14 protein-coding genes are annotated in these 15,513 nt (G+C 49.3%); 12 read left to right on the top strand and 2 right to left on the bottom strand.

Going from position 1 to position 15,513, the window contains the following annotated elements; all coding sequences use genetic code 11:
• The first annotated feature begins 50 nt into the window (after positions 1-50).
• The 8 genes from AAIH57_RS16240 (at position 51) to AAIH57_RS16275 (ending at position 9,440) form a co-directional block, all read left to right on the top strand.
• Entirely contained in the window at positions 51-1,577 is a 1,527-nt protein-coding gene (locus AAIH57_RS16240; RefSeq protein WP_430022375.1) for a glycoside hydrolase family 30 protein, read from the top strand.
• Positions 1,578-1,666: 89 nt separating this feature from the next.
• Entirely contained in the window at positions 1,667-4,660 is a 2,994-nt protein-coding gene (locus AAIH57_RS16245) for a beta-galactosidase (RefSeq protein WP_430022376.1), read from the top strand.
• A gap of 200 nt (positions 4,661-4,860) precedes the next feature.
• Positions 4,861-5,418: a GNAT family N-acetyltransferase gene (locus tag AAIH57_RS16250; protein WP_175397328.1), complete on the top strand. Its 558-nt coding sequence runs from the start codon at positions 4,861-4,863 to the stop codon at positions 5,416-5,418.
• Positions 5,419-5,623: 205 nt separating this feature from the next.
• Positions 5,624-5,938, top strand: a complete 315-nt coding sequence (locus AAIH57_RS16255; protein WP_430022377.1) for a hypothetical protein — start codon at positions 5,624-5,626, stop codon at positions 5,936-5,938.
• 104 nt (positions 5,939-6,042) lie between these two features.
• Entirely contained in the window at positions 6,043-6,798 is a 756-nt protein-coding gene (locus tag AAIH57_RS16260; RefSeq protein WP_430022378.1) for an exodeoxyribonuclease III, read from the top strand.
• A 287-nt stretch (positions 6,799-7,085) separates the two neighbouring features.
• Positions 7,086-8,069: an alpha/beta fold hydrolase gene (locus tag AAIH57_RS16265; protein WP_430022379.1), complete on the top strand. Its 984-nt coding sequence runs from the start codon at positions 7,086-7,088 to the stop codon at positions 8,067-8,069.
• A 44-nt stretch (positions 8,070-8,113) separates the two neighbouring features.
• The gene (locus AAIH57_RS16270) at positions 8,114-8,293 is read left to right on the top strand and encodes a hypothetical protein (RefSeq protein ID WP_430022380.1); all 180 of its coding nucleotides are present in this window, start codon (positions 8,114-8,116) and stop codon (positions 8,291-8,293) included.
• A 169-nt stretch (positions 8,294-8,462) separates the two neighbouring features.
• Entirely contained in the window at positions 8,463-9,440 is a 978-nt protein-coding gene (locus AAIH57_RS16275; protein WP_175397333.1) for a diaminopimelate dehydrogenase, read from the top strand.
• A 113-nt stretch (positions 9,441-9,553) separates the two neighbouring features.
• Here AAIH57_RS16275 and AAIH57_RS16280 read toward each other — a convergent pair whose 3' ends face one another.
• Positions 9,554-10,378, bottom strand: coding sequence for a pentapeptide repeat-containing protein (locus tag AAIH57_RS16280; RefSeq protein WP_430022709.1), 825 nt, complete (start codon positions 10,376-10,378; stop codon positions 9,554-9,556).
• Between the two features lie 351 nt (positions 10,379-10,729).
• Between AAIH57_RS16280 and AAIH57_RS16285 the strand changes: the two genes are divergently transcribed.
• Positions 10,730-11,269, top strand: a complete 540-nt coding sequence (locus tag AAIH57_RS16285) for an NADPH-dependent FMN reductase (RefSeq protein ID WP_175397334.1) — start codon at positions 10,730-10,732, stop codon at positions 11,267-11,269.
• A gap of 229 nt (positions 11,270-11,498) precedes the next feature.
• Here the strand turns inward: AAIH57_RS16285 and gdhA are convergent, their stop codons facing one another.
• On the bottom strand, positions 11,499-12,875 hold the full coding sequence (gene gdhA / locus AAIH57_RS16290; protein WP_175397335.1) for an NADP-specific glutamate dehydrogenase: 1,377 nt from the start codon (positions 12,873-12,875) through the stop codon (positions 11,499-11,501).
• Positions 12,876-13,261: 386 nt separating this feature from the next.
• On the opposite strand from gdhA, the gene AAIH57_RS16295 reads away from it, so the two are divergent.
• Genes AAIH57_RS16295 through AAIH57_RS16305 form a run of 3 tightly spaced genes read left to right on the top strand, consistent with a single transcriptional unit; the run spans position 13,262 to position 15,440 of the window.
• A complete protein-coding gene (locus tag AAIH57_RS16295; protein WP_430022381.1) occupies positions 13,262-13,735 on the top strand; it encodes a GreA/GreB family elongation factor in 474 nt (157 codons plus the stop codon).
• A complete protein-coding gene (locus AAIH57_RS16300) occupies positions 13,725-14,231 on the top strand; it encodes a cation:proton antiporter regulatory subunit (RefSeq protein WP_430022382.1) in 507 nt (168 codons plus the stop codon). The genes AAIH57_RS16295 and AAIH57_RS16300 overlap by 11 nt, the downstream gene beginning before the upstream one ends.
• A 3-nt stretch (positions 14,232-14,234) precedes the next feature.
• Positions 14,235-15,440, top strand: coding sequence for a cation:proton antiporter (locus AAIH57_RS16305; protein WP_175397338.1), 1,206 nt, complete (start codon positions 14,235-14,237; stop codon positions 15,438-15,440).
• The last annotated feature ends 73 nt before the right edge of the window (positions 15,441-15,513 follow it).

A 15,513-nucleotide genomic window follows, 5' to 3' on the forward strand; every position in this document is an offset into this window, starting at 1 on the left:
TGGTCGTACAGTGATTGAACCGATCGTGAATCAGGGTGGATGTCATCAACGTGCATGGAGAAAGGGTTGAATCAGCCATGGCGGATAACAAACGACGCAGCAGCCGCAAACGGAGCTATATCCTGATGGGTGTGGCCCTGATTGCGCTGCTTGCGGGAGGAGGAATGATCATGAATCATTTTGCTAATGAACAGTCCAGGCCGCTTGCATTTGAGGGTGAGCCGGTACGTTTGCAGCTGGAACAGTCCTATGACCATTTTGAAGGATGGGGCACGTCGCTTGCGTGGTGGGCCAATGATTTGGGTGGTTGGAAGGATCAGGCGAAGGTTGATGAAGTCATGGACCTGGTCTTTGATGCGGAAAAAGGGCTGGGACTGAATATCGTTCGCTACAATATCGGCGGAGAGGAAAACCCGGAGATGAAGGCACTTCGCCCCGGCGGAGATGTTCCCGGTTTCCAGCCTGAACCCGGCGAGTGGGACTGGGAGGCGGACGCAGGGCAGCGGGCTGTACTGCAGGGATCGCTGGAACGCGGAGTGAACATTGCTGAAGCGTTCTCCAACTCTCCACCCTATTGGATGACGATCAGCGGATCGGTCACGGGTGCCGTAGATGGGGGGAATAATCTGCGTGAGGATCAGTATGATGCCTTTGCCGATTATTTGACCGAAGTGGTAAAGCATTACCGGGATGAGTGGGGCATTACGTTCCGGACGCTTGATCCGCTCAATGAACCTTCCTCGGACTGGTGGAAGAAAGGAAACATGCAGGAAGGCAGCCACTTCACTAATGACAAGCAGGCCGAGATCATTAAGAAGGTGGCTGCATCGCTGAAGAGCAAGGGATTGGATGGCACGGTCATTAGTGCTGCGGACGACAACAGCATTGACGAGACGGTGCACAATTTCAGCATCTATGATCAGGATACGCTGGATGTGATCGCCCAGATCAATACGCACTCTTATAATGGAAGCAAAATGGAGGAGCTGCGCACACTGGCTGAGCGGCATGGCAAGAAACTGTGGATGTCCGAGTATGGTACAGGAGGCAGTGAGCCGCACAATCATGAGGACATGACATCGGTACAGGAGCTGGCCGAGCGCATCATGTTTGATCTGAAAATCATGCAGCCTTCGGCCTGGGTCTACTGGCAGGCGGTTGAAGATGAAGGCGCGAATAACAACTGGGGCTTCATTCACGCCAATTTTAACGGGGAAGAAAAGTATGAGATGACCAAACAGTATTACGGCATGGCCCAGTTCACCAAGTTCATTCGTCCAGGCGCGAAGATGATTCCGACCGATGATGGCCGCACGCTGGCCGCCTATGACGCAGAGCGTCAGAGACTGGTGCTTGTCATCCGCAATGAGCTGTCTGGCGGGAAAAAGGCATTTGAGCTGCAGTCTTTTGATTACGCGAATTCATCCACGACACAGGTCTACCAAACCTCACCGGACCGAAATATGGAACAGCTTGATGACGTTCCGGTGTATGCCAATGGATTGGAAGTGTCTGTAGCAGACAATTCCGTAACAACGCTTGTCCTGGAAGGCGTAACGTTACAAGTGAACGAATAAATAGAAGAACAATCGTAGATAGATGCAGTTTGTTAGAACGCGAGCATACGACATATGAACTCAAACACAAAAGAAGGAGGGGAAACGTTTTGACAGAGAAACCATCCCTTTTGCTTCATGAGCAGGAGAAGAATACAGAGCCTGGGGCTGAGAACAAGATTTATTCAGAGCTGAGCTACGATGAGCGCAGCTTCATGTGGAATGGACAGCGTGTATTTCTGAACAGTGCAACGATTCATTACTTCCGGATGCCGAGGGAAGAGTGGCGGAAGGTACTGATTAAGGCCAAGCTGGCCGGCATGAACTGTATCGATACCTACTTTGCCTGGAACGTGCATGAACCTGAGGAAGGACAATGGGTACTTGATGGAGATCGCGATTGCGGAGCCTTCCTGGATCTGTGTGCAGAACTGGGCATGTGGGTCATCGCACGTCCCGGCCCGTTCATCTGTGCGGAATGGGATTTTGGCGGATTCCCTTACTGGCTGGAAACAAAGCCGAATATAAAATTCCGTGAAAACAACGAAACCTATCTGCACTATGTGGATCTGTATTTTGACCGGATCGTACCGATCATTCGCGAGCGCCAGATTTCCGCCGGAGGCAGCGTTATTCTCGTCCAGGTCGAGAACGAATACGGGTATCTAATGAATGACGCCGCAGCAAGCGATCATATGAATGTGCTTAGGGATGGGCTTCTGCGCCGCGGGATCGACGTTCCGCTTATCACCTGTGTAGGCGGGGCAGAGGGCACGATTGAAGGGGCCAACTTCTGGTCAGGCGCTGACGGTCATTATGCGAAGCTGCGTGCGAAACAGCCGGATACGCCGAAGATGGTTACGGAATTCTGGACCGGATGGTTTGAGAACTGGGGCGGGCCATCTGCCATTCAGAAAACAGCGCCATTGATGGAAAAGCGACTGATGGAAATTCTCCGTGCAGGGTATACAGGAATCAGCCATTACATGTTTTACGGCGGCACCAATTTCGGTGGATATGGTGGAAGGACCGTGGGCAGCAGCGATATTTTCATGGTCACTTCCTATGACTATGATGCGCCGCTGAACGAATACGGGCGTGTAACACCCAAGTATGCCGTAACCAAGAAGTGGTCTTATTTCGTGAATACTTTCGGAGCGTTTCTAATGGAGAGCGAAGAGGTTCCCGAAGCAGGGATTAACGTACACCTTCCGCAAGGTGTTTCCTTAAGAGGCAGGCGTGCTGGTAACCAGAATATCTGGTTCTTGGAGAGTTTTCGAGAGGAACGTGAGACGCTGCCCATTACGCTGGAAGAAGGACGGACGCTTCCTGTTGTCTTGAACCCGGGTCAGATTGTCCCGGTTTTCCACCGGGTCCGGATCGCGGACGATGTCTTTTTGACCAGTGGTGCACTGATTACAGGCAATGAGATCGTGAATGGAGAACGGACGTTATTCATTGTAGGAGACACGGGCCAGCGTTCGGTTGTTGAACTGGAGGCACCCTCACTTCGAGTCATAAGCAGCAGCATGCAGCTGCTTCTTGATCATGATCCGGTAAGCGATGTTCGGCGTCTTGATCTGTTCCATTTCCGGGAACCAGGAACGGTTCGTCTGGAGGCGGGCGGCGTTCCTCTCCGCATCATTGTGCTGGACAGTAAAGCGATGGACCGCACCTGGAGAATCGAAGGTACGAATCCGGAGCAGCTGCGTTATGCCATTGGGTTGGATGAGGTTGTCCTTCTGCCATCCGGTCAGGTCAGGGGCATGATCTCCGATATGGATCGCACAATTCTACTCCTTGGTGGCTGGACCGACGGGGAACAGTCGCTGACTGGACGTGATCTTATTGATTGGGATGCAGTGGCTGAGTTCAGCGGCGCGGGGGATGCAGGTGATCACAAGTCGGTGACAGGAACTCACCAGCTTCAGCTGACCATGCCCCCAATGCCTCCGAAGTTATCCGATTCCCCGGACGTATCGCGTGTGACGTTGGAAGCGGAAGGGCGATCGCCAAGCGGACAGCCGGAACACTTTGCGCAATATGGACAGGATTACGGATATCTGCTCTATGAATGCGACTTCCACAGTGATGCGGGCGGTTCGAGCCATCTCATTCTGCCGGGTCTTCAGGATACGGCCAGAATATATGTAAATGGTGTGGAACAGGCACTGGTGAGGCAGGTTGGTGCAGCTGGCGTCAATGTGAGGACTGCCGAAGGAACGAACAGACTGCAGATCCTGGTCCAGCATATGGGCCGACTGAATTTCTCACCTTTTCTGGGAGAGAGCAAAGGATTAGCTGGACCGGTGTACCTTGGCGGTTCGGTTCAGGATATCCGGCGAGACTGGCAAGCAGCTGCTGGGATGGTTCATCTGGATGAGGTGAATGATCTCGAAGGAAACCCGTTACTGAGCAGGAGCTTTACACTGGATGGCATGGACCGTGCCATTCTGGTTGGAGCAGTGAGCAAAGGACTGCGAATTAATGGCATCGATGTACCCATGGGAGGATACCAGGACTGGTTTTCGTTCCATACGGTGGATTTATCACCTTATGTGAAATCGGGCGAGGTCAATACACTGGAGATGACTTATAGCCAAGCCCCATTGAATCGTCTTGAGCTTATCTTGTATCGAAATGAAGATGAACTGTCCAATTGGCGCATGGCAGGCAGCGAAGCTATACTTCCACAGCAGTGGGGAACACTGACACCCGATCCATCGAACAAATCAGGTAATCCCGAGGCCAATTCGCTTTTTGCCCGCCATGGTGGCAATGGTACTGCCAATCCTATGGTTGATCGTTCATCCGGTCAGCCTGTGTGGTACCGCTGGCGTTTCTCCCGTCCCATTGTTTCGGAATTTTACGAAGTGAATCTGATGCTTCGCCTTACCGGGATGAGCAAGGGAACGCTCCATCTGAATGGGCATCATCTGGGACGCTATTGGCAGATCGGCCCGCAGGAGGATTACAAAATCCCTGTTTCCTGGCTGCAGGAAGAGAATGAACTGCTCGTATTTGATGAGGAAGGTTGCGCGCCTGATCGGATTCGACTTTTGTATGACGAGCCGTCCCGTTATCCATGGTTTGTGATCGGATAGAATGGCCAGCAATTATAGATAGGTACAGTTAAACGTGTTCAGCAAGACTCCTTTCGGATTAGTACGGTGATTGCTTTTTATCATCTGCTATGCAAGAAAGGAGTCTTTTTATAGAATATTTTGGTACAATGACATGGAAGACACCTGCCTATACGCTTGAAGATAAGTTTCATGACAGTCCAGCATAAAGGAGACGATCCATGAGTACCCCGTTTGCATTTGACGAATTCCCTATACTTAAGACCGAGCGTTTTAACCTGCGAGAAGCGGCAGAACAGGATGCTCCCGATATTTTGGCATTGTACTCCGATAAAACGGTTGTTGAGTTTATGCCATTTACGCCTTTTGAGACTGTAGATGATGCGATGGATGAGATGCGTTGGTATGCGAAGATTTTCAGAGAGCAGTCCGGTTTGCGATGGATGATTGAAGATGTGGGGTCCGGTAAGGTTGTTGGTACCTGTGGGTTCCTCAATAGAGAAGATATACATAACCGAGCAGAGATTGGATACGACCTGCATCCCGATTACTGGGGTAAGGGGGTCATGACCGAGGTCGCCCATGCCGTGCTGCATTTTGGCTTCGTGAACATGCAATTGAACAAAATCGAAGCGAAAGTGGAACCGCTGAATGAGGCTTCGATCCGTTTGCTGCACAAGCTGGGTTTTCAACAGGAAGGGCTGCTGCGGCAGCATGAGTTTGAAAAAGGAAGATACATCGATCTTGCTCTGTTCTCCAAGTTAAAAAGCGATCTATAGGCATTCTGTCCCCTTAAGGATTCCAAAAGGCGATAGGCCGCGGTTCCTGCGGCCGAATGAAGACCGGACCCTGTTCCGGTCTGCCGATATTGATGAGCAGGGCAATCAGGTTTGCCTCAAGGGGATAAATCGTGCGATTCTGTGAAAATTTGATTTACTAGACGAAGTAAATGAGAATGGTTATCAAATGAAGGCAGGAGAATCGATGATTTCCCAAAACTTTAACAAGGAGCGCCTGGTTGGTTCCGAACATCCGCTTGATCGTCTGACCTTAAAATTACGGGATATTGAGAAGATCAAATCCACTACCGGATGGGTTCTTCCCCAGCAGCATACTTCCTCTTATATATTGGTCATTCAGGCTCATATGCTGGACCATACACGTGCAGCGTGCAGAATGATCCTGGCAAAGGGGTATCCCGTTGATCGTTTGACCTACGTGGAAGAAGACGGCGGAACACATGACATGCTATTCTTTGCCAAACATTTTCCCGAAGCGCTACAGTGGCTGTTTACCTAGTTGGCCACTTGTTCTGAACGCATTTAAGCATCATTTCCAGGCCATCCGCCTTGTCCTCCTGAATTGGCCCATGCTATATTGGTGAGATGTGAGGAGATGAGGATATGAAGCTGGTGTCCTGGAATGTGAATGGGTTAAGGGCATGTGTGACCAAAGGATTCATGGATTATTATCAGGAAAGTCAGGCCGATATTTTCTGTGTGCAGGAGACCAAACTGCAGGCAGGCCAGATTGAGATGGATCTCGGGGAAGATGTGTATCAATACTGGAACTATGCCATAAAAAAGGGATATTCCGGCACAGCCGTATTTACCCGGATCAAGCCGTTATCCGTCCGTTACGGGATGGAGGAAGACAGCGAACCGGAAGGCCGGATGATTACGCTTGAATTTGACCGCTTTTATCTGGTGAATGTATATACGCCCAATGCGAAGCGGGATCTGACTCGTCTTCCGTATCGACTGGAGTGGGAAGACCGCTTCCTGAAGTATATATTGCAGCTTGAGCAGACCAAGCCGGTCATCGTTTGTGGTGACCTGAACGTGGCCCATCAGGAGATTGATCTGAAGAATCCGAAGCCTAATATGGGCAACTCGGGATTTACGCTGGAAGAGCGCGGAAAGATGACCGAGCTGCTGGCTGCAGGATATGTGGACAGTTTCCGGCATCTGTACCCGGATCGCACAGACATATACAGCTGGTGGTCTTATATGCCCAAGGTACGAGAGCGGAATGTGGGCTGGCGCATTGATTATTTTCTCGTGTCCAACCAGCTGGCACCGCAAGTCGAAGATGCGCATATCGACTGCCATGTGATGGGCAGTGATCACTGCCCAGTCGGCCTGACGCTGCAACTGTAACTGGGGCAGAATAGCCTGAATCTAGATGAAGAGGAGAACCGCAAGTTTCCGGTATCGGAGATTGGCGGTTTTTTTTGTATGCTTGGGGCTGTCTGTCTCCTCTAAAAGGTGCAGACAGCCCCTTCTCCGTCGCGGGGTAGGGGTAGTGAACTGGACTTTGGTTGGGGGAAGAACTGGACTCTGGATTGTTCCGGTTACTACAGAACTTGGGTAGGATTGAAGAATACATATAGGATCGTTTAGCGCGACTTAGAAGATGAGATTAGCGTGTAAGGGGTAGAGAAACGATGAATAAGGGTTTACGGAGAGGGCTGAAAGTATTGGGCGGGCTGATGCTGGCGACGGGCTTGCTGCTGCTTACAGGTACGGCTTATGAGGCATATCAGTCTACACAGGATATGAGGTCATATACGCCGCCTGGCAAGCTGTATGAGGTGAGTGGACGCAATATGCATCTCTACACGGCAGGAAAGGGAACATCAACGGTTGTATTGGCATCAGGATGGGGAACGCCAAATCCATATGTGGATTTCAGTCCACTGTATGACAAGCTGAAATCCGACGTAAAGATTGCAGTGTATGACCGATTCGGTTATGGATACAGCGACTATACGGAGCGTCCGCGCGATATCGATACGATTGTGGAAGAAGTTCATGAATTGCTGCGCAAATCCGGTCAGCGCCCGCCTTACATTATGGTGGGTCACTCTCTGGGATCGCTGGAGACGATTCGGTTTGCACAGATGTATCCGGATGAAGTGGCAGGCATGGTCATGATCGATGGAGGCAGTCCTGAATATTACAGTACGGCGGAGATGGATACGCCGGAATGGTATTTTGATTCAGCAAGGTTCCTGGTGAAAACAGGTATTGCGCGTACTTTGCTGCATTCGGATCGAATGATGGCAACGCTGGTCATTGACCCGGAGCTGGTTGCTGAACCGATGAAAAAAGCCGCCACCATCTCCACGCTGAAGCATGCATACAATGACAACGTGATGGATGAGATTCGTCGTTCCAAGATCAACGCAGCCCGCGTGCTGGCGAACAAACAGGAGTTTTCTTTCCCGCTGACCATCCTGACGGCCGGTTCCGATCAACCCAGTGAGGGAAGCCGGGCATGGGAGGCAGACCAAGCAGATTTTGCCTCATGGTCCAAACAGGGAAACCAGCAAATTGTCCCTCATGCCCAGCATTATATTCATAACAGCCAACCGGATGTCGTAGCGGGTGCCATTCTGAAGATGGCTATGGCACCTGGCAGCCAATGAAAAACAGGACACCGGAAACATACGGCGAACAGGAGGCAGGATGGATGAGAAAATTGGGAATCGTAACGAAGTTCACTTCCTTGCTCCTGGCGAGCTGTCTACTCTCTTTCTTGATTTTAACCCTATCCTTCTTGTGCTTCACGTCCAGGGTGGATGCAGCACCTGTTACGCTTTTTGCTGAACAGTCGGATTATATAAAACATGCGCTCCATTCATTTTTCTAGATCGGAAATAGGGATGAATGGCTCTTGCCTTGCATGAAAGCAGCCGATAGCTGCTATTCTTGCGAGGTATTTTTAGTTTCGACTGGAAACCTAACAGGTTAACATGGTATGTTATATCTTTATAATAGAGTAGTAGGCAACTATAGAAGAAGACAGGAGAGGATCGAACATGGTTAAAGTTGGTATCGTAGGTTACGGAAATCTGGGTAAAGGCGTGGAGAAAGCCATTGTGCAAAACCCGGATATGGAGCTTGTTGCTGTATTTACACGGCGTAATCCGGAGCAGATGGTTGCAGAAGGTACAGAAGCTCGTTTTGAGCACATCTCTGCTGCCGAGCAATACATAGGCAAGATTGATGTCATGATTCTGTGCGGTGGTTCGGCAACGGATCTTCCGGAGCAGACACCTGCCATTGCCAAGTTGTTCAATACGGTGGACAGCTTCGATACACATGCCAAAATCCCTGAATTCTACGCGGAAGTTAACGCTGCGGCAGAGCAAGGTGGTCATGTAAGTGTCATCTCCACAGGTTGGGACCCAGGCTTGTTCTCCATGAACCGGCTGCTCGCCCAATCCATCCTGCCAGAGGGTAAAGAGTACACATTCTGGGGTAAAGGGGTCAGCCAAGGCCACTCCGACGCGATCCGCCGCGTTCCGGGCGTGAAAGCAGGTGTTCAGTACACCGTACCTGTAGAAGAAGTCATCAACCGAATTCGTGCAGGAGAGACACCGGAATTGTCCACACGCGAGAAGCATCTGCGTCAATGTTTTGTGGTGGCTGAAGAAGGTGCCAATCAGGATGAAATTCGTGAAACGATTGTATCCATGCCGAACTATTTTGCAGATTACGATACAACAGTAACATTCATTACCGAAGAGCAGCTCAAGTCGGAACATGAAGGTATGCCGCACGGTGGATTTGTTATTCGCAGCGGTGTTACGGGTACAGGGCAAAAGCAAATCGTGGAGTTTGGTCTGAAGCTCGACAGTAACCCTGAATTTACAGCAAGCGTACTGGTAGCATATGCGCGAGCTGCACAGCGTTTGAGCCTGGAAGGACATAAGGGTGCCAAGACGGTATTTGATATCCCACTCGGTCACCTGTCCCCGAAATCCGCTGAGGAACTTCGCCGCGATCTTCTGTAATATCTAAACGATAATCAATCATTTATCGTAATGAAAATAAGCAGCCCGTCCTTCGTTAACGAGGGACGGGCTGCTTGCTGTGCATTCCTGCATGGATGCAGCTTGATTTTTTCTTACGACCAGTGCTCAGGGACGTTAAGATGAGCGGGCAGTTTCGTACGCGCATTGCCCTTGGCTGCATTAAGCTGGGATTGCGTCAGAAAAATACTTCCGGTCAGATCTGCTCCGCCCAGATCCGCATCACGCAAGTCGGCACCGATCAGATCGGCAAATCTTAAGTCGGCATTGCGCAGGTCACAAGCAATCATTAACGCGCCTCGAAAGCTGGCTCCCCGAAGGTCGGCTCCTCTCAGATTGGCTCCCAGGAAGTCTCTTCCTTTCAGTTTCTTGGTCTTGGACTTTCCTTGTTCATGATTCTTGGATGGCGCATGCGCACGAACCATTTCACTGGCCTGTAAAAGCAGTTCGTTCACGACCGCCCGATGAGCGGGAATATCCAGACACAAGATGGCGGAGGGCTCCAGATCAGTAAGGCGCTCCGTCTCCTGATATAAGCCACGGAGAGCCTCGTGAAGAGAAGTGGCCTCCGGACGCATGAGCATTTCGTTCATATAACTGAGCAGCTCATGAAGTTGTCTCATGACAGGCAGACAATCGAACATTTCGGATGCAGTTTCCGGATGATCCCGCCAATCTCTGCCTGCATAGGTCACTTGGGACAATTTCTGCCCTGCACCAAAGCAATCATAAACGGTGCAGCCTTTAAAGCCCTTTTGCCGGAGCTGTGTATGAATGCCGCAGCGATTGTCTGGACGCAGGTTGGGACAGGGGGTGCCACTGGATTTGTCAAAAGCGAAGTCGGATGATTTGCCATAGGGCAAGGCAACACAGCACAGGCCAAAACATTGCTCACAGTCTGTGTATAGATGTGGGCTCATCGTGCTGCTCAAGGGGTGGTTAGACAATGTGTACACTTCCTTTAATAAATGAAAAAACTGGCTATAGAATGTTAGTATCACTTTACCATTACACAAGAATTTGATCAATTCCTATAAAGAGTCATAAGGAGGGCTAAATAGGCAGCATAAATAGGAACTGGCATTGATAAGATAGATAGAGATAAAAAAATATATGCAAACTTTATGTAAGTTACTTGACTAAATAAATTAAATCACTTATCATCAATACTAAGCTAATCAACTAAACGGATGCAGGATGGTGTGAATATGGGATTTATGGATAAGTTATTTGGAAAAACTAGCAACAACACACAAGAGGAGGAAACAATCATGTCGAAATTGAACATTGGGATTATTCTTGGGAGCACACGTGAAGGGCGGTTAAGTCCGCAGGTCGGAGAATGGGTGAAACAGATTGCAGATGCGCGTGGAGATGCCAACTACGAAATCGTGGATATCGCTGATTACAAGCTGCCGTTATTGGGCGAAGCCGATGCAGCAGAACAGGCTGCTGCCTGGAACACGAAGCTGGCAAGCCTGGACGGGTTCGTGTTTATCGTGCAGGAATATAATCACAGCATCTCGGCATCGCTGAAGAATGCATTGGACTATGCCCGGGAGGCATGGAACGATAAAGCTGCAGGGATTGTCAGCTATGGCTCGGTAGGCGGTGCACGTGCTGCAGAACATCTGCGCGGCATTCTCGGAGAACTGTCGGTTGCGGACGTGCGTGTCCATCCGGCATTGTCGTTGTTTACGGATTTTGATAACGGAACGTTCAAACCGGCTGATCTGCATTTGACCAATCTGAACGGCATGTTGGATCAAGTGTTGTCCTGGAGCGGAGCGCTCAAAACTGTTCGTTCATAAGCCATATTGTCTTTAGATAGCCGCCGCCATTTAGGCGGCTTTTTTGCATTAGTAAGAACAAGATCACATTGTATCCACATGTCCTGTTGAACTTTAATACGTCTCGCTTCAGTTAAAAGAAAAATGAACAAAGGACAGCTCTCCTCATGGAGAACTGCCCTTCATCAATAAAGTTAAGATTCATTATGATGTACACATTCTTCGAGTAGAATGGCCCAATTTCTTGAACTTAGACTACGCCTTGAGCGAGCATGGCATCGGCAACTTTCAGGAAACCTGCAATGTTGGCTCCCGCCACGAGATTGCCTGTACAGCCGTATTGATCCGCTGCCTCTACACAGCTTGTGTAGATGTTCCGCATGATCTCATGCAGCTTCGTGTCCACTTCTTCAAATGACCAGGACAGCCGCATGCTGTTCTGGGACATTTCAAGGGCGGATACCGCTACTCCACCTGCGTTGGCCGCTTTTGCCGGACCGAACAGAACGCCTTCTTTTAAGAAAAGCTCAATTGCAGCAAGTGTGGAAGGCATGTTGGCTCCTTCACCGATGGCTTTGACTCCGTTTTGCACGAGCAGCGCTGCAGACTGTTCATCAATCTCATTTTGCGTTGCACAAGGCAGCGCGATATCACATGGGATGGACCAAATGCCGGCACAGCCCTCCGTATACACCGCATGCGGGTGTTCTTTGACATACTCGCTGATCCGCAGACGATCCACTTCTTTTAATCGTTTTACGGTTTCCAGGTTGATTCCTTCCGCGTCATATATGTATCCTCCCGAGTCACTGCAAGCGACGACCTTGGCTCCAAGCTCCTGAGCTTTTTGAATGGCGTAGATCGATACATTGCCTGAACCGGAGACAACAACCGTGCTGTCCTGGAAGCTCAAGCCTTTGGATTTCAGCATCTCGTTCACGAAGTACACACAGCCGAATCCGGTGGCTTCCTTGCGTGCCAGACTTCCGCCGTACAGCAGGCCTTTACCGGTCAATACAGCTGCATCATGTCCGCTGCTAATGCGTTTATACTGTCCGAACATGTAACCGATTTCCCTCGCGCCTACACCAATATCGCCTGCAGGTACATCGGTATCTGAACCGATGTATTTATACAGCTCAGTCATGAAGCTCTGCGTGAAACGCATCACTTCGAGATCGGATTTCCCTTTGGGATCGAAGTCGGAACCGCCTTTACCGCCGCCGATCGGCAGTCCGGTCAACGCATTTTTAAAAATTTGCTCGAAGCCCAGGAACTTCACGATCCCCGAATAAACGGAAGGATGGAAGCGAAGTCCGCCCTTGTAAGGGCCGATGGCACTGTTGAATTGTACGCGGAATCCACGGTTCACCTGAACCTTGCCTTGGTCATCCACCCAAGGTACACGGAACGTAATGACACGTTCTGGCTCAACCAGCTGTTCGAGCAAGCTGTTGTTCATATATTTGGGATGAGCTTCAATGACAGGAATGAGTGAGTCCAGAATCTCTTTTACAGCCTGATGGAATTCATGTTCTTGCGGATTTCTGGCGATAACCGATTCATAAACGGAATGAACATATTCTGCAGCAGTGACTTGAGTTGATTCTTGAGTTATAGTGGACACTTTTTCGATGCACTCCTTTATTGTGTTAAAGTCTGTCGATGGGTATTTGCATAAATTGCATAAAAGTTTGTAGTTAAATATACAGGAAAGAAAATAAAAATACGAGATGAAAACCCATAAAATGTTTTTTATGACGTTATTAAAATGTTCTATAGACCTACCATACAGTGTAAAGATTTATTTTAATAATTGGATAATATAACTAATATGGAATTTAAAACGGGAAGTTAGATGAATACACTGGATTAAAAAATTAGTTTTGGTAAGATGGTATGAAGGCCCCGTTTTTCGGGGTTTTTATCTAATGAAGGAGGAAAATAGGATGATGAACAGAAACATGCGAATCAACGTGGAGAACAAAGCATGTATAGGAGGTGAGATCTATTATGAACCATAGGTCATCCCTTCACAATTGCAGAGAAATGTTGGTGAAACAGCTGATTACATTGGGTGAAGAGAAAAGGACATTTCTCGACGCCTATTTCGACGTGCGTGAACCCGAACGAATGCAGATGGACAAATTATTGTCCGTATACACCGAGTATCTTCAAAAGCTGCTACTTGGACCCGATGAACTTCTCCATTCGGTCGTCCTGATCGGGAGCGAGATTCGCTTCGATTATATTGATTTTCATACGTCCGATACATTTATGATTGTCATGCCTGACGACGCAGATCCGGATACCGGGCGAATCTCCTTTCTCTCACCTGTAGGACGCCAATTATTGCTCGCCAGCAAGGGGGAAGTGAGGTCGGTTACGATACCGGCGGGTTCCATGAGGGTACGCATAACGGAAATTGAATGGAAAAGTACGTCCTTAAACGGGATGTCTCCAGGCGGTGTGGATCATGCACTTTAAAGAGACGGATTTACCGGGAATTGGACGCAAGTATTGGCTGCATACCCGCAGCGGCGAGCATTTGGTCATTGTGATTCATAATGATGAGCGGCGTGACCTGTTTCATATGGAATCCGGAGATGTACCCGATGAACTGGGAGATATGGTGTCTCTTGTGACCCTTGATGATGAAGAGGCTCGGGCGGTAGCTGCCATCGTGGGTGGCATGACATACAAACCCAAGTTCCAGGATGAACGGGAAGTCATGCTTGAAGGCCTGCTTATCGAATGGCTGCGAATAGAACCTCATTCCAAGAGCATTGGAAAGACAATTGGGGATTTGGATATCCGTCTAGCGACAGGGGCTGTCATTCTGGCGGTGGTGGAGAAGAACAGGGAAAAGCAGTTTAATCCTGGCCCGAATTATGCTTTTGCCGTAGGGTCTACCATTGTTGTTGCAGGTGAGCGTGACCAGATTAGACAATTAAAACGGTTGTTGTCCGATGGACGGCTCTAGCCTATGGATATGCTCATATTCGAAGTGGGAATTGCTGTTGCGCTAATTACACTTACGGGACTAATATCTGCACGATTACGATTCTCGGTCATTCCCTTCTATATTCTGATCGGAATGGCTGTTGGACCGCATGCACCACAGATCGGCATTGTGGATTTGCGTTTTATCGAAAGCTCGGCATTTATTGAATTTATGGGCAGGCTCGGCATTTTATTTCTTCTATTCTATCTGGGACTTGAATTTTCGGTCTCCCGGTTGCTGAAGTCCGGCAAAGCCATTCTGACCGGAGGCATATTCTATGTTGGACTCAATTTTGCATCCGGTCTGCTGCTTGGCTGGTTTATGGAACTGCCGTTAAAAGAGACGCTGGTGGTGTGCGGCATCATGACCAGTTCTTCTACAGCAATTGTGGCCAAAGTACTCGTTGACCTGAAGCGCACGGCGAATCCCGAAACAGAGATTATTATGGGCATGATCATGTTTGACGACCTGTTCATTGCCATTCATATTTCGATCCTGACGGGGCTCGTTCTTAGCGGGGCGACTTCATTCCTCAGCGTACTGCTGGTATCCTTGTCTGCCATGCTGTTTATTGTGCTGTTTCTGATCATAGGCCGGAAAAGCATCAAGTATATTGACAAGGCATTGAACATCAAATCATCCGAACTGTTTCTGCTTACGGTGATGACGCTGCTCTTTTTGGTAGCTGGTTTTTCGGAAACGCTGCATGTTGCCGAGGCCATCGGTGCATTAATGATGGGACTGGTACTGGGGGAATCGAGACACGCGAGCCGAATTGAGCATCAAGTGATGCCGTTCAAGGATTTTTTTGGTGCCATTTTCTTTTTCAGCTTTGGGCTGACCATTGAGCCCTCTACCCTTGGGGGTGCAGTGGGTATGACGATCATAGCGGTCATCCTGACCATCGCCAGCAATTATGGCGCGGGCATGATTGCAGGCAGAATGTCCGGAATGACGCCCAAGGCTTCACTCAAGGTGGGATTTACTTTGGTTTCGCGAGGGGAGTTCTCCATCATAATGGCGAACATTGGCAAGGCAGGGGGACTGATGGTTTCCATCCAGTCATTTGCCGTGCTCTACGTGTTGATTCTGGCGGTGCTGGGTCCCATTCTGACGAAGGAAGCGCCGTGGATATATGGGCAATATGAGCGTCTGAGGAATCGATTACGAAGGAAAGAGACGGGTTAGATCAGAATTTAATAGCAGCGTCACACCACGTAGAGAAATTCATCTCTCAGGTGTGGCGCTTTTTTGTTTCTTT

This window comes from Paenibacillus sp. MABNR03 (assembly GCF_050455445.1).
Lineage (GTDB): Bacteria > Bacillota > Bacilli > Paenibacillales > Paenibacillaceae > Paenibacillus > Paenibacillus xylanilyticus.